We start from the raw sequence: 23,836 nt of genomic DNA on the forward strand, positions 1-23,836 counted from the left end.
CGCACTGGAGAACCTACCGTGAAATTCGAAGGCATCTACACCCCGGCAATCACTCCGCTGGCTGCGGACGGCTCGATCGACAAGGCGGCGTTCGCCGAGGTCCTCGAATACCTGGTCGAGTCGAAAATCCACGGCGTCATCATTGGCGGCTCCACCGGCGAGTACTACGCCCACACCACCCAGGAGCGCATCGACCTGGCTGCCCAGGCCAAGGACGTGCTCAACGGCCGCCTGCCGCTGATCGTCGGCACCGGTGGCATCCGTACCGAAGATGCCGTTGCCTTCGCCCAGCACGCCAAGGAAATCAAGGCTGACGCGCTGCTGGTCGGCACCCCACCGTACGCGCTGCCGACCCAGCAGGAAATCGCCCTGCACGTGAAGGCTGTCGACGCTGCCGCCGGTCTGCCGATCATGCTCTACAACTACCCAGGCCGCATGAGCGTGAGCATGGGTGAAGCATTCTTCGACGCCGTGGCCGACGTGAAGAACATCGTCGCCATCAAGGAAAGCTCCGGTGACATGGCCCAGCTGCACCGCCTGGCCATCCATCGCCCGAACATCCAGCTGTCGTGCGGCTGGGACGACCAGGCCCTGGAGTTCTTTGCCTGGGGCGCCCAGAGCTGGGTCTGCGCCGGTTCCAACTTCATCCCGCGCGAGCACGTGGCCCTCTACGAGGCCTGCGTGATCGAGAAGGACTTCGCCAAAGGCCGCAAGATCATGGCCGCCATGATGCCGCTGATGGACTTCCTGGAAGGTGGCAAGTTCGTCCAGGCCATCAAGAACGGCGTGGCCCTGAATGGCTTGAAAACCGGCGGCGTGCGCAAGCCGCTGTACGACCTGGATGACGCCGAGAAGCAAGCACTCAAGCGCGTGGTCACCGAGCTGAAAGCCACCATCGCCCAGATCAAATAAGGAGGCCGGAAAAATGGCTGAATTGCTGAGCAAGGAACAATACGCGGCCATCGCCGCCGAACTGCAACTGCGGACCAAGGCCTTCATTGACGGCGAATTCCGCGATGCCATCTCGGGCAAGACCTTCGTCACCACCAACCCGGCCACCGGCAAGCAACTGGCCGAGGTCGCCGCCTGCGACGTCAACGATGTCAACGTCGCCGTGGCCGCTGCCAAGCGTGTGTTCGAAGCAGGCACTTGGTCGAAGATGCAGCCCAGCGACCGCAAGCACGTGCTGCAGAAGTTCGCCCAGTTGCTGGAGGACAATGCCCACGAGCTGGCCGTGCTGGAAGCGTTGGACAGTGGCAAGCCGGTCAGCGAGTGCCAGACAGTCGATGTACCGGAAACCATCCACACGCTCCGCTGGCACGCCGAGCTGATCGACAAGATCTACGACGCCACCGCGCCGACCGGCAACGCAGCCGTCACCATGGTGGTGCGTGAAGCCATTGGCGTAGTCGGCCTGGTGCTGCCGTGGAACTTCCCGCTGCTGATGCTGGCCTGGAAGATTGCCCCATCGCTGGCTGCCGGTTGCTCGATTGTGGTCAAACCGGCCAAAGAAACCACCCTCAGCGCCCTGCGCGTGGCCGAGCTGGCCCACGAGGCCGGCATCCCGGCCGGTGTGTTCAACCTGGTGCCTGGCGGTGGCCGCGAAGTGGGTGAGGCCATCGGCCGGCACATGGATATCCCGATGGTCAGCTTCACCGGCTCGACCGACACTGGCCGCCTGTTCCTGAAATACGCTGCCGAGTCCAACCTCAAGCGCATCGTCCTGGAGCTGGGTGGCAAGAACCCGGCCGTGGTCATGAACGACGTCGAGGACCTGGACGAAGTGGCCCAGTTCGTCACCGCAGGTGCGTTCTGGAACATGGGGGAGAACTGCTCGGCCTCGTCGCGCCTGATCGTGCACAAGGACGTGAAGGACGAGCTGCTGAGCCTCATCGCCAAGCACCTGAAGGGCTGGAAGCTGGGCGACCCGCTGGACCCGGACAACCGCCTGGGCGCCATGGTCAGCAAGTCGCATTTCGAGAAGGTCAAGTCGTACCTGGAATACGCTGCCGAGCAGAAACTCAGCATCGTTCAGGGGGGCGAAACCGAGGACGGCGTGTTCGTGCAGCCGACCATCGTCGACAACGTTGGCCGTGACAACAAACTGTTCGTCGAGGAAATCTTCGGCCCGGTGCTGAGCGTGACCAGCTTCGAGACCATCGACGAGGCGATCGAGCTGGCCAACGACACCGTATACGGCCTGGCGGCTTCGGCCTACACCGGCAGCCTGCGCAATGCGCTGCGCCTGTCGCGTGAAATCCGCGCGGGTGTGGTCACCGTCAACTGCTTCGGCGAAGGTGACGTGACCACGCCGTTCGGTGGCTACAAAGAGTCTGGCTTTGGTGGGCGCGACAAGTCCATCTGGGCCCACGACCAGTACACGGAGCTGAAGACCATCTGGATCAACGCTTCGTGATTCGAGCAAGACCGGTGCTGTTCTGACGGAGCTCAGCACCTGGCCGCCCCTGCTGTTGCAGTGGCGGCTTTTTCATTACTTGAACTTGGGCCCCGAGCGGGTATTAAGCCCTTTGGCCAAACGGTCATACAGCACCACGTTCACCGTCGCTGCCAGGTTCATGCAACCCTCGGTCGGAATGTAGATAGTCTCTTCACACCACCCCCGCACTTCCTCGCTCAACGAACCATCCTCCGGCCCGAAGATGTAGATGGCCCGATCCGGGTGGGTATATTCCGGCAAGGGCCGTGCACCTTCCACCAGCTCCACCGCCACTGGCGTGCAGCCCAGCGGGATGATGCGCTGCAGATCGTCGATGCCGATCAGCGGGATGTCGTAGTGCACGCGCTTGGTGTCGGTGACGAAGTCACGCGCGCGCTCATACCGTTTGCCGGTGTAAAACACCGAATTGACGCCATAGCAGCCCGCGGCGCGCATCACCGAGCCGACGTTTTCTGCCGACTTTGGGTTGAACAGGCCGATGCAGCTGTATCGTTTGTTTGCCACGTACCGGGGCCCTTCGCGAAAAAAGCGCGATTATACGGGCTGCCCGGTAGCTGCGGGGGGCAAATCGATGGTCAGTCTTTCTTCAGCATGCCCGCAAGACCAGCGAACGGGTTGTGAGTGGCCTTGGCGATGCTCGGGGTGCTGGTGGAGCCTTCGCTGAAGTACTGCTGGTCGGTGTAGCGCGAGTGCTCGTTGTCGTGGCAGTAAAGGCACAGCAGCTCCCAGTTGGAGCCGTCCTGCGGGTTGTTGTCGTGGTTGTGGTCGCGGTGGTGCACGGTCAGCTCGCTCAGGCGCTTGCCGGCGAACTCGCGGGCGCAGCGGCCACAAACGTGCGGGTACATTCTCAGGGCCTTGTCGCGGTAGCCCATTTCCTTGTCGCGCTTGGCGTCGGCCAGAATGCGGTCGAGGCGCGCGGTGGCGGCGGCGGAAGAGGTGGAGCTCATGGTGTTTCCTTTGTTCTGATCAGGCAGATGACGGTTATGTCATTGAGTCTAGCGCGCTTGCAGGGCAGGCGGACAGGCGAAAGCTTTGATTTAGGCGTAGGCTGTTGGAAGGTTCCCGACAGGAGGTTGCTGATGTTTCACGCGATCCTCACCGCGCTGTTGCTGGCAGGCTGGCCCCTGGCCGAAGCCGCCAGCACGCCACCCCGGCTCACTACCCCGGTACCCGGCGCACCCGGTACGCCGACGCCTACGCCATACCCGCAGATAACCCCGAGTACGCCGCCCAAGGCTTATGACAGCCAGCCGGGGGCGCCGCTGTTGCCACCGATGCCGGTGCCCGGGCCGCCGAAGGACCAGCCATTGCCGGGGTTGCGGCCAGAACCGCCGAAACCGGCGGTGGATGATGATTGATATAGCAGACGTGTGTGGCGGTGGTTTTTGGGGCTGCTTTGCAGCCCATCGCGACACTAGGCCGCTTCCACAGATACCGCGCAGGACTCATGTGGGAGCGGCCTTGTGTCGCGAAAGGGGCGCAAAGCGCCCCTAGCTATCTCAAACGATACCCAGCTCGCCGAATACGAACGCATATTCCAGCGCCACATCCTTCAGCCCTTGGTATCGCCCGCTCATCCCGCCATGCCCTGCGCCCATTTCGGTCTTGAGCAGCAGCAGGTGGTCGTCGGTCTTGCGCGTACGCAACCGCGCCACCCATTTGGCCGCTTCCCAGTACTGCACGCGGCTGTCGTTGTAACCCGCCACCACCAGCATCGCTGGATAGTCCTGGGCCTTTACGTTCTCATAAGGGGCATACGCCTTGATGCGCTCGTAAACCTGCGGTTCCTCTGGGTTGCCCCATTCGTCGTATTCGGTCACGGTCAGCGGTAGCTCGGGGTCGAGCATGGTGTTGAGCACGTCGACGAACGGCACTTCGGCAATCGCGCAGCGGAACAGCTCGGGGCGCAGGTTGAGCACCGTGCCGATCAGCAGGCCGCCAGCGCTGCCGCCGCTGATGGCCAAGCGATCGGCAGCCGTCACGCCTTTGGCGATCAGGTGTTCGGCGCAGGCGATGAAGTCGCTGAAGGTGTTGTGCTTGTACTCCTGCTTGCCCGCGCGGTACCAGGCTTCACCCAGTTCACCGCCGCCGCGCACGTGGGCGATGGCAAAGGCCACGCCACGCTCCAGCAGGCTCAGGCGCGCATGGGAGAACCACGGGTCGAGGCTTTCCCCATAGGCGCCGTAACCGTACAGGTACAGCGGCACGGTCTTGCCCTGGTCGCGGCGACGGCGTACCAGGCTGATCGGCACCTGGGTGCCGTCCGCCGCAGTCGCCCACAGGCGCTCGCTGACATAGTCATCGGCATCGAACGCACCCAGCACCGGGGTTTGCTTGAGCACAACCTGCGCGCCCGTGGCCAGCTCCAGCTGGCGCACCTGGGCCGGGCGATTGAGGGCTTCGTAGCGCAGGCGCACGCGTGTGCTGACGAACTCCAGGCTGTCCTGTACGTACAGGCTGTAGGCGGCGTCGGGTAGCTCGACGCGATAGGCCGACAGCCCCTGCGGGCGTACTTCGATGATTGGCAGGCCGCCTTCACGCAGGCTCAGGGTGAGGGCGCTGGCATTGAGGCTGAGGCCTTCGAGCATGATTGCGTCGCGGTGCGCCACCAGCACCTGCCATTGCTCACGGCCTGGCACTGGCGCGACAGGGGCATGGTAAAGAGCGAAGTTGATGCCGTCCTGGTTGGTACGGATGAACCAGCGCCACTCGCCGTCGAGCTGGCCATGGTCGGGGAAATACTCATGGCCTTCGACACGCGGCGCCAGGCAGGTGAACGGCGCCTGCGGGGTTTCGGCGTCCAGTACCCAGGCTTCGCTGGTGGTCTTGCTGTTCAGCAGCAGCACCAGTTGGCGCTCGGAGCTGGTGCGATAGCAGTGCAGGAAGAAGCGCCCGTCGGGCTCTTCGAACACGGTCTGCACGGCGTCAGTTCCCAGGGTGTGGCGATGCAGGCGCCATGGCCGATGGGTGTCGTCCAGTTCGGCGAAGAACAGCGTTTGGCTGTCGTTGGCCCAGGTCAGGCTGCCGTCGCAGTCGTCGAAGGGCAGGGGCGTGACGCTGCCACTGGCCAAGTCCTTGACGTACAGGGTGTAGATTTCGTCGCCGCTGGTGTCGAGGCTGTAGGCCAGCAGGCGGTGGTCGGGGCTGACGTTGAACGCCCCCAGCGACAGGAAGCCGCCATTGGCCAGGGCGTTGGGGTCGAGCAGCAGTTGCTCCTGGCTTTCATCGACGGTGTTCGAATCGTCGGCAGGGCGTGGGCAGCGGTAGTGACGTGGGTACTCGTCGCCGGCGGTGGTGCGGGTGTAGTACAGGTAGGGGCCCCAGGGCGACGGCAGCGACAGGTCGGTTTCCAGGATGCGACCCTTGATCTCTTCGAACAACTGCTCACGCAACGCTGCCTGGTCGGCCAGGCAGGCTTCCTGGTAGGCGTTTTCGGCTTGCAGGTAGGCGAGTACCTCGGGGGTGTCGCGCTGTTGCAGCCAGGCGTACGGGTCGGCGGCGTTATCGGCGTGGGCGATGGGCGGCTGAGGCTTGTTGGGCATGGGTGATCTCTTGGCTGGGGACAGGCAAACACTGTCTGCGCCCGGAAAAGTGTTTATCATAGGCATCTCTTTGCCTGGCTTGCACGAACACCATGACCGAGAACGACTACACCTTCGCCTGGGGCCTGTACGCTGTGGCCGCGCTGGGCTGCCTGCTGGTGGGCTTCAAGCTCACCGGCTGGATGTGGCGCTGGCTGCGCGAACCGCTGCGGGTGGTGCTGGCGGTGCTGCTGCTGACGCCGACCATCGTCGACCCGGTAAAGGACAGCTTCGCCCCGGCCATTGCAATCACCGCGTTGGACGTCGCCTTCAAGGTCGGTAACAACGCCTGGCGAGCAGTGTCCGACTTCGCCATGTATGGCTTGATCGCCTTTGGCCTGTATTTCCTCTTCGTGCTGCTGCGCTGGCCGCTTGAAAAACGCGCCCGTGAGCGCCGCGCGCAGGCCGAAGCCGCCGCCAAGCGCCAAGCGGTTGAAGATGATGCAGTCGTTGCCCATGCGCCGCTGGCCGCTGAGCGCGGCGACCGTTACCGTGACGCCCCGCCCCCAGCCGCCCCGCGTGGCGGTGGCCGGGTCGAGCCCCGTCTGTAAACGGAGACACGCCTATGTGTGAACTGCTGGGCATGAGTGCCAACGTCCCTACCGACATCGTTTTCAGCTTCACAGGCCTGATGCAGCGCGGCGGGCGCACCGGCCCTCACCGTGATGGCTGGGGTATCGGCTTTTACGAAGGCCGTGGCCTGCGCCTGTTCCAGGACCCAGCCGCGAGCAGCGAATCGGAAGTGGCCAACCTGGTGCAGCGCTACCCGATCAAGAGCGAAGTGGTGATCGGTCATATCCGCCAGGCCAACGTCGGCAAGGTGTGCCTGTCCAACACCCACCCGTTCGTGCGGGAAATGTGGGGGCGCAACTGGTGCTTCGCGCACAACGGCCAGTTGGGCGACTTCAAGGGCCAGGCCAGCTTCTACCGGCCGGTCGGTGATACCGACAGCGAGGCGGCTTTCTGCGACCTGCTCAACCGCATTCGCAGTGCCTTTCCAGAGCCGGTGCCGGTGGAACAGCTGCTGCCGGTGCTGGTCGAAGCCTGTGCGGGTTACCGTGGGCAGGGCGTGTTCAACTGCATGCTCAGTGACGGCGACTGGCTGTTCTGCTTCTGCTCGACCAAGCTGGTGCACATCACCCGGCGAGCGCCGTTTGGCGCTGCACGCTTGAAAGATGTCGACCTGATCGTTGATTTCCATACCGAAACCACCCCCAACGACGTGGTCACGGTGATCGCCACCGAGGCCCTGACCGAAAACGAGACCTGGCACCGCTACGAGCCGGGTCAGTGGGCGCTGTGGCGCCACGGCGAATGCGTGGCGCACGGCCAAAGCTAAGGACGCTGCATGTTCAGAAGTTACCTGCGGTTGCTGCTGTTCACCTTCGGCCTGCTGGCCGGCATTCAGGTCCCGGGGCTGGTCAAGGACTATAGCCAGCGGGTCGAGGCGCACCTGTTCGAGTCGCGCGAGGCGCTCGACGGGTTTCGGCAAACGGCTGAGCGCTTTTTCAAAGGCGACCTGCAGGCGTTGCTGCAGCATTACCGCAGCAGTGACGACCCGGTGTTCAACAGTGATGCCAACAGCATCGAAAGCCTGATGATCCGCAACGAACTGCTGGAAAACGAATGGCAGGCGCTGCAAGGGCCGTGGGCCGAGCGTACCTGGCATGTGCTGGTGCAGGCCGACCCGCAGTTGCGCGAAGAAACCCTCAATGGTTACAGCTACCAGATTTTGCTGGTGCCCGAGGCGATTGGCTGGGGCGTTGGCGCAGGGTTTGTGCTGGCCTTTGTGGTCGAAAGCCTGTTGCTGGGGATTGGCTGGGTGATCCTGGGTGGGCGGCGCAGGGCGGTGAAAGAAAGCTGGCGCTAAGCTGCGCGCAGCGCCCCCTGGGCTTTAGCAATGATGCCTAGATTGTCGGGCCGGCGACACTCTCTGGCTCCATGACCTGCAGGCCGTGGCCGGGCCTCTCATGCGAACGCAGTCGTCAGGACAAGGCGGTCGCATGAAAGCCATGTTGTAATTGGAGAAGGAAACTGCATTTCATCACGTTTTGTCCGTGGATGATTTAGCAATATCCAAGAACTCAAAATTGCAGGATAGTTTGAACTTGGATGTTTCCTTGTTTGTTTTGGGAGGGGCATTTTTCAGGGGGGCGGGCATGTCTGGCGTCCTGCTGTGCTCAGCCTCGAAACTGCCAGAAACATCGGTAATCTTGAGGTTTCCCATTTTTGTATCAAACTTTACTGTTCCAACCATGCTGCCGGCAATCATGCCGTCATAAATGCATTTGACGAAGATATTATTGTTGAAATCGCTGGTCGAGTAAACTCCATCCGGAAGTCCTTTTTTTATAGATACGACGACGCGATCAAACGGTTTGTCTAGAATGGCGACACCTCTCCAATAGTTCGCATCACTGATAGTTAAATATACATCGATAGGTTTGAGAGGCGCTTCTCGTCCGAGTGGCCATTTCATCTTGCCTTTGAACTTTCCGGGGTGGCTGTCGGATGATTTGGGCTCACCGTAAAATGGATCCTCAAGCAGTTGCCGTTCACTTTTCATGATCGTTCACTCTACGCTGGTGTGCAGTAGTTGCACGAACGGTAAACTACGCGGCATAACCCGAATTTACTACTGGCAGAATTATCAGGTGCGGAGTTTGGCGTTTTCTCTGCTGGAACCGCCAGTTCAATCGTTTCCACAGGACTTGGGTGGCAGCCATTCACGGGATGAGAACCGTATGCGGTAGTCCAAAAACCACGCTGGTCGTATCAGAAGAGCATTATCCGCTGCCCCCCCACATCCCGCGCATACGCTTCCAGCACCTGTCGACAAACCCCAACCACCTCATCCACCAACGCCACTCCGGTCTGCCACGCCACCACCAGCTCCAGGCTCGGCGGCGGTTGCAGCCCCTCCAGCAGCACCAACTCACCCCGGCCCAGCTCGGCATCCACCAGCGCTGGGGGCAATGCGCCAATGCCAAAACCGTCGCGCAACAGCCGGGTGATCGCCGCCACCGAGTTCACGCAGTTCAACCGCGGCGCTTCTGCGCCCGCAGCTTGCAGAAGACTCAGCACCTCTTGGTGCGGCCGTGAGTTCTTCGAGAAGGTGATGATGCGCTCGCGACCAAGCTCGGCCAGCGAGGCATAGTCCCGGTGCTGGTGCGAGCCGGCAGCCACTACCCAGCCCATCGGGTAGCGCGCCAGGTCGAGGCTGCGGATGGACTGCTCGCGCAGCAAGTCGGTCTGCAGAATCACGTCGAGAAAACCCTTTTGCAACTGCTCGCGCAGGTTCAGCGCGGTGTCGGCCACCAGCTCGATTTCCACCTGTGGGTAGCGCTCGGTCAGTTCCGCCACCAGCGCGCTCATCCAGGTGTGGATTACCGTGTCCATCACGCCAATACGAATTCGCCCGACCTTGGCCCGGTCGCTGTCCAGCGACTGCTTCATGGCCTTGGCGGTTTCCAGCATGCGCTCGGCATATTCCAGCACCTTGCCACCTTCCGGGGTCAGGCTGACACCCCGGGAATCGCGCAGCAGCAGTTTTACGCCCAGGTCGGCCTCCAGCGCGGCAATGCGGCTGGACACCGAGGCCTGGGTGGTGAACAGCTTTTGCGCCGTCAGGCGGAAGCTTTTGAGCCGGGCGACCCAGACGAAGGTTTCGAGGAAGCGAAGGTTCATGATCAGTTTTTCTTGTTCCAGACCGGCGGTTTTTATCGTTGGACTCAAGCGTCGCGGCCTCTGAACAATGGTGCCCAGGCCGCGACGCTTTATGTCGCCCATAAAACAATACCAACAAGCCGAGGCATCCATGAACCCCACCGGCGTGCAGCAGCAGGTCAGTTCCCCCCCTTCGTCCGGGCCCTTCGCCTGGTACCGCGACATCGACAAACAGCAACGGCGCACCTTCTGGAGCTGCAAGATCGGCTATGGCCTGGACGGCATGGACACGCAGATGCTCAGCTTCGTCATCCCCACGCTGATCATGCTGTGGGGCATCACCACCACCGAAGCCGGGTTGATCCACACCAGCACGCTGATCGCCTCGGCCGTGGGTGGCTGGGTGGCCGGTATTCTTTCCGACCGCATCGGCCGGGTACGCACCCTGCAGTTGACGGTGCTGTGGTTCGCCTTCTTCACCTTCCTGTGCGGCTTCGCCCAGAACTATGAGCAACTGCTGATCGCCCGCACCTTGATGGGCTTTGGTTTCGGCGGCGAATGGACCGCCGGTGCGGTGTTGATCGGCGAAGTGATCCGTGCTCAGGACCGAGGCAAGGCGGTTGGCATGGTGCAGTCCGGCTGGGCCATCGGCTGGGGCCTCACGGCGATTCTCTATGCGCTGCTGTTCTCATGGTTGCCGCCAGAGCAGGCCTGGCGTGCACTGTTCCTGCTGGGGCTGGTACCGGCGATCTTCGTGATTTTCGTTCGCCGCCTGGTCAAGGACCCCGAGGTATACCGCGAGGCCAAGTCGGTGGAAAACGCCGAGGCACCTTCGCACTTCTACGAAATCTTCGCACCGGGCATGCTCTGGACCACTGTACGTGCGTCCCTGCTGACCACTGGCGCACTGGGTGGGTACTACGCCATCACCTCGTGGCTGCCGACCTTCCTCAAGAACGAGCGCGGTCTGAGCGTGCTGGGCACGGGTGGCTACCTGGCCATGGTGATCGTCGGCTCGTACGTGGGTTATGTGGTCAGCGCGTACTTGTCCGACCTGCTGGGGCGCAAGAAGAACTTCATCCTGTTCGCCGTGGGCTCGTTCGTCATCGTGCTGCTGTACACGCAGATGCCGGTCAGCGATGGGGTGATGCTGTGGCTGGGCTTCCCGCTGGGCTTCTTCGCATCGGGTATCTTCAGCGGCATGGGCGCATTCCTGACCGAACTGTTCCCCACGCGCATCCGGGGCTCGGGGCAGGGTTTCTGCTACAACATCGGCAAAGTCATTGCGGCGCTGTTCCCATTGCTGATCGGCATGCTCGGCCAGAACGTGCCCCTGGGCCTGGGTATCGGCGTGTTTTCTGCGGTGTCCTACGGCATTGTGATCGTGGCCGCCTTGAGCCTGCCGGAAACACGCGGCAAACAGCTGCTGGCGCGGTAAGGTAGGCCTATGAACAACAACAAGGGAGACCGCGTGGTGGAACGCCTGCTACTCAATTGCGACATGGGCGAGAGTTTCGGCAGCTGGCGCATGGGCCTGGATGCCGAGGTCATGCCTTACATCGATTGCGCCAACATCGCCTGCGGCTACCACGCTGGCGACCCCAGCATCATGCGCCGCACCGTGGCTTTGGCGTTGGAGCACGGCGTGACCATCGGTGCGCACCCGGCCTACCCGGACCTGGTCGGCTTCGGCCGCCGCTCCATGGCCTGCAGCCCCGAGGAAATCCGCGACCTGCTGCACTACCAGATCGGTGCGCTGGACGGCATCTGCAAAGTGCTGGGTGGCCGCGTGGCCTACGTGAAGCCCCATGGTGCGCTGTACAACGACATGATGGCCGACCCGCTCAAACTGCGCACGGTGCTGGAGGCCGTGGCAGCCTACGACAGCACCCTGCCGCTGATGTTGATGGCCACCGCCGACAACCGGGCCGCCCAGGCCTTGGGCGATGAAATCGGCGTACCGCTGTGGTTCGAAGCGTTCGCTGACCGCGCCTACACCGCCAGCGGCCACTTGGTATCGCGCCGCTTGCCGGGTGCGGTGCATCACGACCCGGCGCTGGTGGTGGAGCAAGCCGTGCGCCTGGCCCGTGGTGACACACTGGTAGCGGACGATGGTAGCGCCCTGCGCCTGCAGGCAAGCACGCTGTGCGTACATGGCGATAACGACAGCTCGGTGGCGGCGGTGCGGCAGATACGCCAGGCCCTCGATGCCTTGGAGCCGCGATGAAAGCGCGCATTGAAGTGGTGGCCATCGACAGCCTGATGGTGCGCTTGTTCGACCGTATCGACGAGGCCAACATGCCGTGGATGCTTGCAGCCAGCCAGCGTTTGAGCGCAGCGTTCGGCGAGCATCTGCTGGACCTGGTGCCGTCCTACACCACGCTGATGGTGCAGTTCGCCCTGCCGCCTGGCGAGGCGAGGGCACTGATTGATCAGGCGCTGGAAGGTTTGCAGCCCGACGCCGGCGGCGGCGGGCGCCGACATGAGATCCCGGTGTGGTACGACGCCAGTGTCGGCCCTGAACTGCCTGTGCTGGCGGCCCGTAGCGGGTTGACTGAAGCCGAGGTTGTTCACTTGCACAGCGAACGTGATTACCCGGTTTTTGCTTTGGGGTTCGCCCCCGGTTTCGGTTTCATGGGCCTGGTGGACGAACGCCTGGCCAGCCCACGCCTGAGCACCCCGCGCAAGCGGGTGGCGGCGGGTAGCGTGGGCATTGCCGAGCGCCAGACGGCGGCGTATCCGGCGGTATCGCCGGGTGGCTGGAACCTGATCGGGCGTACCCCGGTGCGCTTGTTCGACCGAGAGCGTGAGGGCTACAGCCTGTTGCAACCGGGTGATCGGGTGCGTTTCGTGCCGGTTTCGCGTAGCGAGTTCCTGGCCTTGGGCGGTGATGTGGAGGCGCAAGGATGACGCAGTTGAAGATCGAGGCCAGTACGCCGTTGTGTCAGTTGCAGGACGCCGGGCGTTTCGGCGTACGCCACCTGGGGGTGACCCAGGGCGGCGCGTTGGACTGGGTGGCGATGCACTGGGCCAACTGGCTGCTGGGCAACCCGTTGGACGCGCCGGTTGTCGAGGTGGCGCTGGGAGGTTTTTGTGCAGTGGCGGAGCAGGATTGTGTGCTGGCGCTGGCCGGTGCCGACCTGGACGCGCGCGTCGATGATCAGCCGATCGCACCTTGGCGCAGCTTTGCTCTGGGCCAGGGGCAGCGCCTGACCCTGAAGCAGCCCAGGCAGGGTGTGCGGGCATACCTGGCGGCACCGGGTGGGTTCATGGGCGAGGATGTACTGGGCAGTTGTGCCACGGTGGTCCGTGAAGAACTGGGTGGCATCGATGGCCAGGGTGCCGCGTTGGCTAAAGGCCAGGCATTAAGGTTCACCGGCAGCGATGCAACCCTGCGCGAGGTGCCGCACGCACTGCGTCCACAGTACCCGCAAAAGCCTGTACTTGACCTGGTGATGGGCGCGCAGATCGGTGAATTCAGCGGTACCAGCCTGTTCGAGGCCTTCAACCGGGAGTGGACACTGGACAGCCGGGCGGACCGCATGGGTATCCGTCTGTTGGGGCCGCAGCTGGTCTATCAGGGTGCACCGATGATTTCCGAAGGGATACCGCTGGGGGCGGTGCAGGTACCGCCGGATGGGCAGCCGATCGTGTTGCTCAATGACCGGCAGACCATTGGCGGTTATCCGCGGCTGGGGGCGTTGACGCCGTTGGCGCTGGCGCAGCTGGCGCAGTGCATGCCAGGGACGGTGGTGCGGTTCAAGGCGGTGGTGCAGGACGAGGCTTGGCGGGAGCACCAGGTTTACCTGGATCGTTGGCGGTGAGGCTGCCAGCCCTTTCGCGGTAAACCCGCGAAAGGGCCCATAAAGGCTGCATCACTTGGACAGATACCGCATCCCTTCCTCCAACCCCTGCAAGGTCAACGGGTACATCTTGTCCTCGATCAAGTCCCTCACCAGATGGGTCGAAGCCGTGTAATCCCAAGCTTGCTTCGGATACGGGTTGATCCAGATGATCTTCCGGAATTTCTCCATGAACCGCTGCATCCACACGTACCCGGCCTCTTCGTTCCAGTGCTCCACGCTGCCACCTGGCTGGGTGATTTCGTAGGGCGCCATGGCCGCGTCGCCGACGAAAATCACTTTGTAGTCGTCGCCATACTTGTGCAGCAGGTCGAAGGTGGAATACCGCTCCGAGGTGCGGCGCAGGTTGTTCTTCCACACCGACTCGTAGAGGAAGTTGTGGAAGTAGTAGTACTCCAGGTGCTTGAACTCGGTTTTACAGGCTGAGAACAGCTCTTCGCAGACCTTGATGTGGGCGTCCATCGAGCCGCCGATATCGAACAGCAACAGCAGCTTGACGGTGTTGCGCCGTTCCGGGCGCATCTGGATGTTCAGCAACCCTGCGTCACGCGCGGTGTGGTCGATGGTGCCGTCGATGTCCAGCTCTTCGGCGGCGCCTTCACGGGCGAACTTGCGCAGCCGGCGCAGGGCCAGCTTGATGTTGCGTGTGCCCAGTTCCACCTGATCGTCGAGGTTCTTGTACTCGCGCTGGTCCCACACCTTTACCGCTTTGCCTTGGCGTTTACCGGCCTCGCCAACGCGAATGCCTTCGGGGTTGAAACCGCCCGAGCCGAACGGGCTGGTGCCGCCGGTACCGATCCACTTGTTGCCGCCAGCGTGGCGTTCCTTTTGCTCTTCAAGGCGTTTCTTGAATGCCTCGATCAGCTTGTCCAGGCCGCCCAGCGACTGGATCTGCGCGCGTTCTTCCTCGCTCAGCGAGCGCTCGAACTCCTTGCGCAGCCAGTCTTCGGGGATCAGTGCCTCGATATGCCGGTCGAGGTTTTCCAGGCCTTTGAAGTAGGCGGCAAAGGCCCGGTCGAACTTGTCGAAATGGCGTTCGTCCTTCACCAGGATGGCGCGGGCGAGGTAGTAGAATTCGTCCATGTCGGCGAACACCACGTGCTTTTGCAGGGCCTGATGCAGGTCCAGCAACTCGCGTACCGATACCGGCACCTTGGCCGCACGCATTTCATTGAACAGGTTGAGCAGCATGGCCCGGCTCCTGTCAGCGGTTGCCGCGCCGGCTCATGAAGGCCAGGCGCTCGAGCAGTTGCACGTCCTGCTCGTTCTTCACCAGCGCACCGGCCAGCGGCGGAATGGCCTTGGTCGGGTCGCGTTCGCGCAACACCGCTTCACCGATATTGTCGGCCATCAGCAACTTGAGCCAGTCGACCAGCTCGGAGGTGGACGGCTTTTTCTTCAGGCCCGGCACTTTGCGTACGTCGAAGAACACATCCAGCGCCTCACTGACCAGCGACTGGCTGATGTTCGGGTAATGCACGTCGACGATCTGCTGCAAGGTGGTGCGGTCGGGGAAGGCAATGTAGTGGAAGAAGCAGCGGCGCAGGAAAGCGTCCGGCAGCTCTTTTTCGTTGTTCGAGGTAATGATGATGATCGGGCGTTGCTTGGCCTTGATGGTCTCGTCGATTTCGTAGACGTAGAACTCCATCTTGTCGAGTTCTTGCAGCAGGTCGTTGGGGAACTCGATGTCGGCCTTGTCGATTTCGTCGATCAGCAGAATCACCCGCTCTTCGGCCTCGAAGGCCTCCCACAGCTTGCCCTTTTTCAGGTAATTGCGCACATCGTGCACCTTGTCCACGCCCAACTGCGAATCGCGCAGGCGGCTGACTGCGTCGTACTCGTACAGCCCTTGGTGGGCCTTGGTGGTGGACTTGATGTGCCAGGTGATGAGGCGAGCGCCGAACGAGGCGGCCAACTGCTCGGCGAGCATGGTCTTGCCGGTGCCCGGTTCACCCTTGACCAGCAGCGGGCGTTCGAGGGTGATAGCCGCATTTACCGCCAGTTTCAGGTCGTCTGTGGCGACGTAGTCGCGGGTGCCTTCGAACTTCATCGGTTTGTCCTCTGTTGTAAGCCTGTACAGGCCTCTTCGCGGGTAAACCCGCTCCTACACAGAACGGCGCAAGCTTGAGGGCTGCGCGGTCCTGTGCAGGAGCGGGTTTACCCGCGAAGAGCCGGTACAGGCAACACATGAATTTATTTGTCACCGACTATAACGCGGGGTTAGGCAACTGAAAACGCAGACCGGGTATTCAGTCCCTGAATGCCCCGTCACGCCGACTCAGTCGGCATCCGGCGCCCCCCGCTCATACCGGGCATTGAACGCCTGGATAAACCCGTTGCGCAGGATCTGCAAGAACGCCTCGAAGGCGCTGATATCCTGCTTGTGCACGCTGCCACTGAGTTCCACGCGGGTGGCGAACTGGTTTTTCGGCTGGTTCTTCAGGACCGTCTCGGTCGCACCCACCAAGGCCTCCCACACCGAGCGGAAGAAGCCCTTGTCCTTTTCTTCGACGTCCTGTTGCCAGTCGAACACGTCGACATCGCGCAGCAGCGGCTTTATATAGCCATTTAGCCGGCCGTTTTCCGCCTGGGCCTCGATCACCACGTCACCATGCCCGGCATTGAAGTCGAACTTGCCATAGGCGCTGGCAAAATCATTCAGTTTGCGCAGTTCGATGCCGGTAGCGCGAAGCCTGAATTTGAAGTCATCGAAATCACTGAACGGGTCGAAGGTGGCACGGCTTTCTACCTTCGCATCGCCCGCGATGAGCGCCGTACCTTCGAAACTCGCATCGCGACGGCCTTTTTTGTCGCGAACATTGGTCAGGTTGCGGATGTTGGCGTTCAGTTGTGTGGCCTTGAGGTCGACCGGTGGTTTGGAGTTGAAGTTGCGGAAGGTCAGCACGCCGTTGTCGATTCGCACTTCGTTGAGGGTGATGGGCAGCAGTTTTTCCAGCTGCTGGCGCCAGTCGGTGCCCTGGCCCGTCTGCGATGCCTGTTTGCTGCCACCGTCGACGAAATTCAGCTCGGGGCGCACGAAGGTCACTTCGGCCACCACCGCTTTGTCGTACCACAGCGAACGCCAACTCACCGAAAGGTCGATCAGCGGCGCGTCGAGAAACGGTACCGGCACCTTGCCGCTGGTCTTGACGATTTTCAGGCCATTGATCTGGTATGCGCCGCGCCACCAGGCCAGGTCCACATCGGCTACCTGGCCGCGGTAGTCACCCATGTCGGCCAGTTTGTCGTTCAGGTAGTCGCGCACCAGGTAGGGCAGGGCCAGGTGCAGGGCAACCAGCAGCACGATCAGGCTGCCCAGGCCCAACAGCGGCCAGCGATAACGGGCTCTCATCGGAGCGTCTCCAAGGCAGGATGTGCGGTTGACCGCGACGCGCCCCGCTGAGTTCGAACAGGCTTTACGGGCCATCGGCCGGGGCTTACCCTTGAGGTCTTTCCCTGCTTTTTTTTCATGCCAAGGACCCCTGCCATGAGCCGTATCTTTGCAGACAACGCCCATTCCATCGGCAACACGCCGTTGGTGCAGATCAACCGCATCGCCCCTCGCGGTGTGACCATCCTTGCCAAGATCGAAGGGCGCAACCCAGGTTATTCGGTCAAATGCCGCATCGGCGCGAACATGGTCTGGGACGCCGAGAGCAGCGGCAAGCTCAAGCCGGGCATGACCATCGTCGAGCCTACCTCGGGCAACACCGGTATCGGCCTGGCCTTCGTTGCCGCTGCCCGTGGCTACAAGCTGATGCTGACCATGCCCGCTTCGATGAGCCTGGAGCGCCGCAAGGTGCTGAAGGCGCTGGGCGCCGAACTGGTGCTGACCGACCCGGCCAAGGGCATGAAGGGCGCCATCGAGAAGGCCAACGAAATCGTCGCCTCCGACCCCGCCCAGTACTTCCTGCCGGGCCAGTTCGAAAACCCGGCCAACCCGGCCATCCACGAAAAGACCACAGGACCGGAGATCTGGAACGATACCGACGGTGCGGTTGACGTGCTGGTGGCGGGCGTGGGTACCGGTGGCACCATCACCGGTGTATCGCGCTACATCAAGCACACCCAGGGCAAGGCGATCCTCTCGGTGGCCGTGGAACCCGTTTCGTCGCCGCTGATTACCCAGACCCTGGCCGGCGAAGAACTCAAGCCCAGCCCGCACAAAATCCAGGGCATTGGCGCCGGTTTCGTGCCGAAAAACCTCGACTTGTCGATCGTCGACCAAGTGGCGACGGTGACCGACGAAGAGTCCAAGGCCATGGCCATTCGCCTGATGCAGGAAGAGGGCATCCTGTGCGGCATTTCTTGCGGTGCGGCCATGGCGGCGGCCGTGCGCCTGGCCGAAAAGCCGGAAATGCAAGGTAAGACCATCGTCGTAATCCTGCCCGATTCGGGCGAGCGTTACCTGTCGAGCATGCTGTTCAGCGACCTGTTCAGCGAGCAGGAAAACCAGCAATAATCGGCGTTGCCGCTGATCCGGCGCAAGGTTGGGCGGCCTGGTTTATTGCAAAATCTTCATCAATGCGATCCCGCCCGGGTTGTTTTTACCTCGGCGGGATCGGTTTATGATGGCAGGATGATTTTTTGGAGAGCAGGCCGCGCAGCCCTGGCTCTTCCCCAAGGAGTGAAAGCATGACCTTTTCCTTTGCAGCCAAGGCGGGTGTCTTGCTGGTGTTTTTCGGCAGCGTGCTGTTCGTGCACCTGCGCGGCAAGGCCCGCCTGCCGGTGTTGCGCCAGTTCGTCAACCATTCGGCGTTGTTCGCCCCCTACAACGCGTTGATGTACCTGTTTTCCGGCGTGCCGTCCAAACCCTACCTGGACCGCCAGCGCTTCCCAGAACTGGACGTGCTGAAAGACAACTGGCAGGAGATCCGCGAAGAGGCCATGCGCCTGTTCGACGAGGGCTATATCCGCGCCGCCGAAAAGGACAACGACGCAGGCTTTGGCTCGTTCTTCAAGAAGGGCTGGAAGCGCTTTTACCTGAAGTGGTACGACAAACCCCTGCCGTCGGCCGAAGCTTTGTGCCCGCGCACGGTCGAGCTGGTCAGCAGCATCCCCAACGTCAAAGGCGCGATGTTCGCCCTGCTGCCCGGCGGCAGCCACCTGAACCCGCACCGCGACCCGTTCGCAGGCTCGCTGCGCTACCACCTGGGCCTGTCCACGCCCAACTCCGACGCCTGCCGCATTTACGTGGATGGCCAGGAATACGCCTGGCGTGATGGCGAAGACGTGATGTTCGACGAAACGTACGTGCACTGGGTCAAGAACGAAACTGACGTTACGCGGGTGATCCTGTTCTGCGACATCGAGCGCCCACTGAGCAGCCCGCTGATGACCCGCATCAACCGCCAGGTCAGTGCCTTCCTCGGCCGTGCCACCGCGCCGCAGAACACCGACGACGAGCGCGTGGGTGGGATCAACCAGGCGTATGCCTGGAGCAAGCGCTTCAGCAACAAGATCAGCAGCCACGTGAAGCAGTTCAAGCGCGCCAACCCCAAGGCCTACCGCGTGCTGCGGCCGGTGCTGGCGGTGGTGGTGGCTTACGCACTGTACCGCTGGTTGTTCTGATTGCGGCCTGCGTAGAGCGCCAGATTGATGGGGCGCTCTACGTACAGGAACCTTCAGCCAAGCCCTTCCAGCAAGCCATCAGCGCGGACCAGATCGACGATTACCTGCTCATCTACCGCGTATACGCCCCGTGATGCCCTCCACACCAGATGCTTGTCCTGCAAGGCGATGAGCGCTTGCTGAACCCCCGGCACCTCGGCCTTGATTTCGCTTTCCTGCACACCCGCCCGTTCCATCGCTTTGGCGTACAGTGCCAGGGTTGGGGCCTCAAACGGTGCGTATTCATTACCCTTTACGCACATGACGCGTAGAACGGCGGATTGAATCGGAGTGAGGCTGTGGATCACCTTTTTCAGGTTCGCGTTAAGGTCATTGGCTTGCGCCTGAACAAGCTCTCGGAACCGTGCCGGTACGGCTTCGGGTTCGATGCTGAAGTCGAAGCGTATTTCATCCGCTGCCGCGCCCAGTAACTCAGGGCGGTAGCCGCTTTCTTTGAACAGTTGGAACACCTCTACCGGGTCGAGTGCGCAGGGGAGATCGATGTTGGCGCAAAGCCAGTCGATGAAGTCCTGATCCAGCGTTGGGAACTGCACCATCGCAGCGCCGAAGAACGCCTGATCTTTGCTATTGCGCAGCATGGCCAGTTTGTCCCGGTTCGAGCCCGTGCAAACGATGCGCAACCCATGGTGCTTCGAGCTGTTGAGTTCGTCCCGGGCCGCTTTGAGGGCGAACAAGGCTGCTATTCCCTGGTCGGTCGTGATTGCATGTTGCGCCTCGTCGATGATCAGCACGATGATCTTGCGTGATTCGTCGGAGAGCGCGACCAGCGCACTGGTGAGATCGACATCTTGCCCCAGCCCGATCTTGTCCACGCTGAAATTCAGGCCACCTACGGTTACCTTCTCCATGCCAGTGGACTTTGCCAGCCGCGTAATGAAGCCTTCGTTACGCCCGAGCGCCTCACGCACGGTTTCCACGATGACTTGGCCTGGGTCTTTGGTCAGGTCTTTCCAGAGGTCGGCGTACAGCACGATTGCCTGCGCAGCTTCGAGAGCGGGTCGAAGGTCTTCGCGTGCAAAGGTGGATTTACCGGTACGCCTGGGGGCCGCCAGAAACACCCCCGAGCTTGCTGCACTGCCCACGGCAACTTGCATGATCAATTTCGACAGCCGCGATGCTAGCGCTGGGCGGTGATAGACGGTTTCCGGCATTACGGCCTCCCATACAGCTTTATAGTCAATTATAGAGTGATTATAGAGCTATTATAGGCCGTATGAGAGACGTGGTTTATAGGCAATTATAGGTCGACTATAGATCGATTATAGGGAGCGTAAAGGTGATGGGGCGCATAGCGCCCCTCGGTCACTCAAGCCGGCTCTAATGCCTCGACCACCTTCCCACGGCTCAGGTGCACCACCTTGTCCGCCGTATCGAAGTACCGGTCATCATGCGAGATCACGATGATGGTCTTGCCCAAACGCTTCAGGTCCGGCAACAGCTCGGTGTAGAACACCCGGCGGAAGGTTGGGTCCTGGTCCGCCGCCCACTCATCGAACACCAGTACCGGCCGCCCATCCAGCCAGGCATTGACCAGCGCCAGGCGCTTGCGTTGCCCGGTCGACAAGTCGGTGGTGGTGAAGGCGCCATCGCGTACGCTGACCTTGTGGGCAATTTCCAGCCGTTCCAGGTAACGCGTGGCATCGCTGGGCAGGCTGTGCTCGTGCTCGGGCAGGTCTTCGAACAGGTAGTAATCGGCGAACACGGTGGTGAACAGCTGGCGATAGTCGTCCAGCGCCTCCGGGCCGACGGCCTTGCCGTTCAGGCGCACTTCACCGCGTTGTGGGGCGTACAGGCCCAGTAGCAGCTTGATCAGCGAAGTCTTGCCGCAGCCGTTTTCCCCGACGATGAACAGGATTTCGCCCGGTTCGATGCTCAGGTTCACAGGCCCAACGCGAAACGGCTCGTTGCCGTCCACGGGTGGGTACGCGTATTCGACGTTGTGCAGCTCCAGGTGCGCGGTAGCCGGGGTTTCGCGCTTGACCGGCGGCTCCAGCAGCAGGTGCGGTTCGGGCGAGGAGAAGCGTTCGGACAGGTCGGCTATACGGCGGAACGCCACCTGGGCGCGGCCGAGGATCGGCAGGTTGCCGATCAGCGTTTCCAGCGGGCCTTTCATGTACAGCAGCACCAGCACGAAACCGCTCATCACCGCCGGGTCATTGCTCGGCCACAGCGATTGCAAGGCCAGGGTCAGGCCGATGACCACGAAGAACAGCATCGACCCCAGGCTCTTGGCCGCCACGAAGATGTTGATGGCGCGGATGTGAGTGTTGGCGATGAAGTCGGCGGTGCCCTGGATGTTGCGCGTCAGCATGGCATGGCGGCGACGGCGGTCGATGCGCAGCTCCTTGGCCCCTTCGGCAATGGCCGAATAGTGCTTCTGCAGGTTGTCTTCGGCATCGCGGGCGGCGTTGAAGCCAGCCACGCCTTTTTGCCGTGCCACGTACTGGATGCCGCTGCCGATGCCGATGGCTGCCAGGGTGATGAGGAAGATCGGCCACGACAGCCACGCCAGGTAGGCCATGCAGCCGGTTACCGTGGTGAGCGAAATGGCCAGCGGTGCAAAGGCGAAGGCAAAGTCGCTGATGGTGTCGACGTCGCGGGTCAGCACAGGGATCAGGCGGTGGGTGCGGTAGCGCTCGATCTGCTCGATCGGTGCCGACAGCACCTTGGCGCCCAGGTCCTTGCGCAACCGGGCAATGACCTTCTGGCCGACGTAGTTGGTGCCGCTGTCGGCCGCCACGCTACTGACCAGGGCCAATACACAGAGGCCGGCAAAGGCCAGGATCACACCCTGGCTCATGCCGCCTTCAGCGTGCAGGCCCTGGTTGACGGTGGCCAGCAGCGCAGTGACGGCCAGGCCGCCGACCATGCCCAGCAGCACCGAGACGATGACCGCCGGGCGGTAAGGTTTGAGCAGGCCCAGCAGTTCGCGGATGGCCCCGGGGGAGGAGGTTTTCATGAAGCGTGATCTCGCTGGTGAAAGTGGGGGGCGGGGTCAGCTACCAAGGGTCAGGGTGCCCTTCATCAGGGTGCTGTGGAACGGGAACGAGCAGTAGAAGCTGTAGTCGGTACCGGCCTTCAGCGCCTTGGTATCGAGGGTGACGCTGTCCTTCTCGCCACCACCGATCAGGCGGGTATGAGCGATCACCCGTGTGTCGCCAGGCTTGACGTAGTCCTGCGCCTCGCCGGCCTTCAGGCCGTCATCCAGTACGCCCTGCATGTCGGCCTGGGTGCTCAATACCCAGTTGTGGCCCATCACGTTCTTGGGCATGTCGCCTGGGTGGGTGAGGGTAACGGTGAACGTGGTGCAGGTTTTGGGCACGCTGATGGCGGCCTTGTCGAAGGTCATCTGGTCGGTGCCGTGGATTTCCATGGCGCATGGCTCCGCCGACCAGGCGGCAGGGGCCGTGGCGAGCAGGGCTAGGAGCAGAAGCTGGCGAGTCATGTACGGTTCCTGGGCGATAAAAGGGTTCACATCGTTCAGACGAACCGGCACGCGCTGGCTTTACCTGTGAGTGCTGCCCTGGTGAATTTCCCGCGGGCCCGCTCGTTCACCTAGTCAGGCGCCGTGATGGCGCACAACCCGATTTCGCCGCCAACGCGGCCCTGGCTTGAGGTGACCGTACATGAGTGAACTGCTGAGCTTTGCCATCGAACCGCTGGACGCCGCGCGCGGCAACCTGCCGCTGCTGGTGCGCGCACCGGAGCCGGGGATCGACCTGCTGGAGGCTTTTACCGAATTGCAGCCGCTGGTGGATCGGCACCTGCTGCAGGCTGGCGGCATCCTGTTCCGCGGCTTCGAGGTGGGTGGCGCCGAAGCCTTCCGCCAGTTTGCCGCCTCCTTTGGTCACCCACTGCTCAACTACGAGTTCGGCTCTACCCCGCGCAGCAACGTGACCAAGGGCGTGTACACCTCAACCGAATACCCGGCGCACCAGAGCATTCCCCTGCACAACGAGCAGGCCTACACCCTGGAATGGCCGATGAAGATCTGGTTCTACAGCGTCATCCCCGCCGAGACCGGCGGCGAAACGCCAATTGCCGATAGCCGCGAGGTGTACCGACGCATGCCGGCGCGCATTCGCCAGCGCTTGGAGGAGAAAGGGCTGATGTATGTGCGCAACTATGGCAACGGCCTGGATGTGGAGTGGTCGCAGGTGTTCAACACCGAAGACCCGCGCCAGGTCGAGGCGTACTGCCGGGCGCATGCCATCGAGTGCATATGGAAGGACGACGGCGAGCTGCGCACGCGCCAGCGCTGCCAGGTGGTGGCGCGCCATCCGGTAACCGGGGATGACGTGTGGTTCAATCAGGCCCACCTGTTCCATGTGTCGAACCTGCAGCCAGAGGTGCGTGAATCGCTGATGGACATTGTCGAGGAAGAGGACCTGCCACGTAACGTGTATTACGGCGACGGTACGACCATCGAGGATTCGTTGCTCGATGAAGTGCGCGGGGTGCTGGATGAATGCACCATCAGCTTCCCCTGGCTGACAAACGATGTGCTGATGCTCGACAATATGCTCGCGGCCCACGCCCGCTCGCCGTTTACCGGTAAGCGCAAGGTGGTGGTGGCGATGGCCGAGGGGCACAGCGAGGTGTTGGGCTGATAGGTGTTTGTCGTGGGAGGTGCAGCG

The 23,836-nt window shown here is 62.2% G+C and carries 24 protein-coding genes; 13 read left to right on the plus strand and 11 right to left on the minus strand.

Translation table 11 applies throughout. From position 1 onward, the window contains the following. Positions 1 to 18 precede the first annotated feature (18 nt). Positions 19 to 912: a dihydrodipicolinate synthase family protein gene (locus APH35_RS14305; RefSeq protein ID WP_060515010.1), complete on the plus strand. Its 894-nt coding sequence runs from the start codon at positions 19 to 21 to the stop codon at positions 910 to 912. 13 nt (positions 913 to 925) lie between these two features. Then, positions 926 to 2,416: an aldehyde dehydrogenase gene (locus tag APH35_RS14310; RefSeq protein ID WP_012273681.1), complete on the plus strand. Its 1,491-nt coding sequence runs from the start codon at positions 926 to 928 to the stop codon at positions 2,414 to 2,416. Between the two features lie 75 nt (positions 2,417 to 2,491). On the opposite strand, the gene APH35_RS14315 is transcribed toward APH35_RS14310, so the two are convergent. Next, a complete protein-coding gene (locus tag APH35_RS14315; RefSeq protein WP_012273680.1) occupies positions 2,492 to 2,962 on the minus strand; it encodes an RNA methyltransferase in 471 nt (156 codons plus the stop codon). Positions 2,963 to 3,033: 71 nt separating this feature from the next. Next, positions 3,034 to 3,405: a YajD family HNH nuclease gene (locus APH35_RS14320; RefSeq protein ID WP_003254676.1), complete on the minus strand. Its 372-nt coding sequence runs from the start codon at positions 3,403 to 3,405 to the stop codon at positions 3,034 to 3,036. Positions 3,406 to 3,537: 132 nt separating this feature from the next. Here APH35_RS14320 and APH35_RS14325 point away from each other — a divergent pair, with 132 nt between their 5' ends. After that, positions 3,538 to 3,816, plus strand: a complete 279-nt coding sequence (locus APH35_RS14325) for a hypothetical protein (RefSeq protein ID WP_012273679.1) — start codon at positions 3,538 to 3,540, stop codon at positions 3,814 to 3,816. A gap of 141 nt (positions 3,817 to 3,957) precedes the next feature. On the opposite strand, the gene APH35_RS14330 is transcribed toward APH35_RS14325, so the two are convergent. Further along, positions 3,958 to 6,000, minus strand: a complete 2,043-nt coding sequence (locus APH35_RS14330) for a S9 family peptidase (protein ID WP_012273678.1) — start codon at positions 5,998 to 6,000, stop codon at positions 3,958 to 3,960. A gap of 92 nt (positions 6,001 to 6,092) precedes the next feature. Here APH35_RS14330 and APH35_RS14335 point away from each other — a divergent pair, with 92 nt between their 5' ends. From APH35_RS14335 to APH35_RS14345, 3 genes are read left to right on the plus strand one after another with little or no spacing between them, the layout of a single operon-like run. Next, positions 6,093 to 6,590, plus strand: a complete 498-nt coding sequence (locus APH35_RS14335) for a hypothetical protein (protein ID WP_060494510.1) — start codon at positions 6,093 to 6,095, stop codon at positions 6,588 to 6,590. Positions 6,591 to 6,604: 14 nt separating this feature from the next. Beyond that, on the plus strand, positions 6,605 to 7,378 hold the full coding sequence (locus APH35_RS14340; RefSeq protein WP_012273676.1) for a class II glutamine amidotransferase: 774 nt from the start codon (positions 6,605 to 6,607) through the stop codon (positions 7,376 to 7,378). A gap of 9 nt (positions 7,379 to 7,387) precedes the next feature. Next, complete coding sequence (locus APH35_RS14345; RefSeq protein WP_012273675.1) at positions 7,388 to 7,909, plus strand: DUF2937 family protein; 522 nt, start codon at positions 7,388 to 7,390, stop codon at positions 7,907 to 7,909. Positions 7,910 to 8,083: 174 nt separating this feature from the next. Here the strand turns inward: APH35_RS14345 and APH35_RS14350 are convergent, their stop codons facing one another. Together APH35_RS14350 and APH35_RS14355 are read right to left on the minus strand one after the other, a co-directional pair. Beyond that, entirely contained in the window at positions 8,084 to 8,605 is a 522-nt protein-coding gene (locus APH35_RS14350; RefSeq protein ID WP_060515011.1) for a hypothetical protein, read from the minus strand. Positions 8,606 to 8,814: 209 nt separating this feature from the next. Next, a complete protein-coding gene (locus APH35_RS14355) occupies positions 8,815 to 9,726 on the minus strand; it encodes a LysR family transcriptional regulator (protein WP_012273673.1) in 912 nt (303 codons plus the stop codon). Between the two features lie 130 nt (positions 9,727 to 9,856). Between APH35_RS14355 and APH35_RS14360 the strand changes: the two genes are divergently transcribed. Genes APH35_RS14360 through APH35_RS14375 form a run of 4 tightly spaced genes read left to right on the plus strand, consistent with a single transcriptional unit; the run spans position 9,857 to position 13,529 of the window. Further along, the gene (locus APH35_RS14360; protein WP_012273672.1) at positions 9,857 to 11,143 is read left to right on the plus strand and encodes an MFS transporter; all 1,287 of its coding nucleotides are present in this window, start codon (positions 9,857 to 9,859) and stop codon (positions 11,141 to 11,143) included. Positions 11,144 to 11,152: 9 nt separating this feature from the next. Further along, positions 11,153 to 11,932: a 5-oxoprolinase subunit PxpA gene (locus tag APH35_RS14365; protein WP_012273671.1), complete on the plus strand. Its 780-nt coding sequence runs from the start codon at positions 11,153 to 11,155 to the stop codon at positions 11,930 to 11,932. After that, complete coding sequence (gene pxpB, locus APH35_RS14370) at positions 11,929 to 12,615, plus strand: 5-oxoprolinase subunit PxpB (RefSeq protein ID WP_012273670.1); 687 nt, start codon at positions 11,929 to 11,931, stop codon at positions 12,613 to 12,615. The genes APH35_RS14365 and pxpB overlap by 4 nt, the downstream gene beginning before the upstream one ends. Continuing rightward, a complete protein-coding gene (locus APH35_RS14375) occupies positions 12,612 to 13,529 on the plus strand; it encodes a biotin-dependent carboxyltransferase family protein (RefSeq protein WP_060515012.1) in 918 nt (305 codons plus the stop codon). The genes pxpB and APH35_RS14375 overlap by 4 nt, the downstream gene beginning before the upstream one ends. 51 nt (positions 13,530 to 13,580) lie before the next feature. On the opposite strand, the gene APH35_RS14380 is transcribed toward APH35_RS14375, so the two are convergent. From APH35_RS14380 to APH35_RS14390, 3 genes are all read right to left on the minus strand, one after another. After that, positions 13,581 to 14,759, minus strand: a complete 1,179-nt coding sequence (locus APH35_RS14380) for a vWA domain-containing protein (RefSeq protein ID WP_012273668.1) — start codon at positions 14,757 to 14,759, stop codon at positions 13,581 to 13,583. A gap of 13 nt (positions 14,760 to 14,772) precedes the next feature. After that, complete coding sequence (locus tag APH35_RS14385; RefSeq protein WP_012273667.1) at positions 14,773 to 15,618, minus strand: AAA family ATPase; 846 nt, start codon at positions 15,616 to 15,618, stop codon at positions 14,773 to 14,775. A gap of 228 nt (positions 15,619 to 15,846) precedes the next feature. After that, positions 15,847 to 16,920 carry a DUF748 domain-containing protein gene (locus APH35_RS14390; RefSeq protein WP_012273666.1) on the minus strand — a complete coding sequence of 358 codons (1,074 nt, stop codon included), beginning with the start codon at positions 16,918 to 16,920 and terminating at the stop codon, positions 15,847 to 15,849. A gap of 135 nt (positions 16,921 to 17,055) precedes the next feature. On the opposite strand from APH35_RS14390, the gene cysK reads away from it, so the two are divergent. Together cysK and APH35_RS14400 are read left to right on the plus strand one after the other, a co-directional pair. Beyond that, complete coding sequence (gene cysK / locus APH35_RS14395) at positions 17,056 to 18,030, plus strand: cysteine synthase A (protein WP_012273665.1); 975 nt, start codon at positions 17,056 to 17,058, stop codon at positions 18,028 to 18,030. A 173-nt stretch (positions 18,031 to 18,203) separates the two neighbouring features. Further along, positions 18,204 to 19,139, plus strand: coding sequence for an aspartyl/asparaginyl beta-hydroxylase domain-containing protein (locus APH35_RS14400; protein ID WP_012273664.1), 936 nt, complete (start codon positions 18,204 to 18,206; stop codon positions 19,137 to 19,139). A gap of 53 nt (positions 19,140 to 19,192) precedes the next feature. On the opposite strand, the gene APH35_RS14405 is transcribed toward APH35_RS14400, so the two are convergent. From APH35_RS14405 to azu, 3 genes are all read right to left on the minus strand, one after another. Then, complete coding sequence (locus APH35_RS14405; RefSeq protein ID WP_060515013.1) at positions 19,193 to 20,350, minus strand: ATPase; 1,158 nt, start codon at positions 20,348 to 20,350, stop codon at positions 19,193 to 19,195. A 155-nt stretch (positions 20,351 to 20,505) separates the two neighbouring features. Further along, the gene (locus APH35_RS14410) at positions 20,506 to 22,158 is read right to left on the minus strand and encodes a cyclic peptide export ABC transporter (RefSeq protein WP_012273662.1); all 1,653 of its coding nucleotides are present in this window, start codon (positions 22,156 to 22,158) and stop codon (positions 20,506 to 20,508) included. Between the two features lie 36 nt (positions 22,159 to 22,194). Then, positions 22,195 to 22,644, minus strand: a complete 450-nt coding sequence (azu, locus tag APH35_RS14415; RefSeq protein WP_012273661.1) for an azurin — start codon at positions 22,642 to 22,644, stop codon at positions 22,195 to 22,197. Between the two features lie 181 nt (positions 22,645 to 22,825). Here azu and APH35_RS14420 point away from each other — a divergent pair, with 181 nt between their 5' ends. Continuing rightward, entirely contained in the window at positions 22,826 to 23,809 is a 984-nt protein-coding gene (locus tag APH35_RS14420) for a TauD/TfdA family dioxygenase (protein WP_060493679.1), read from the plus strand. The last annotated feature ends 27 nt before the right edge of the window (positions 23,810 to 23,836 follow it).

This window comes from Pseudomonas sp. NBRC 111132, from assembly GCF_001320565.1.
Taxonomy (GTDB): Bacteria; Pseudomonadota; Gammaproteobacteria; order Pseudomonadales; family Pseudomonadaceae; genus Aquipseudomonas; species Aquipseudomonas putida_P.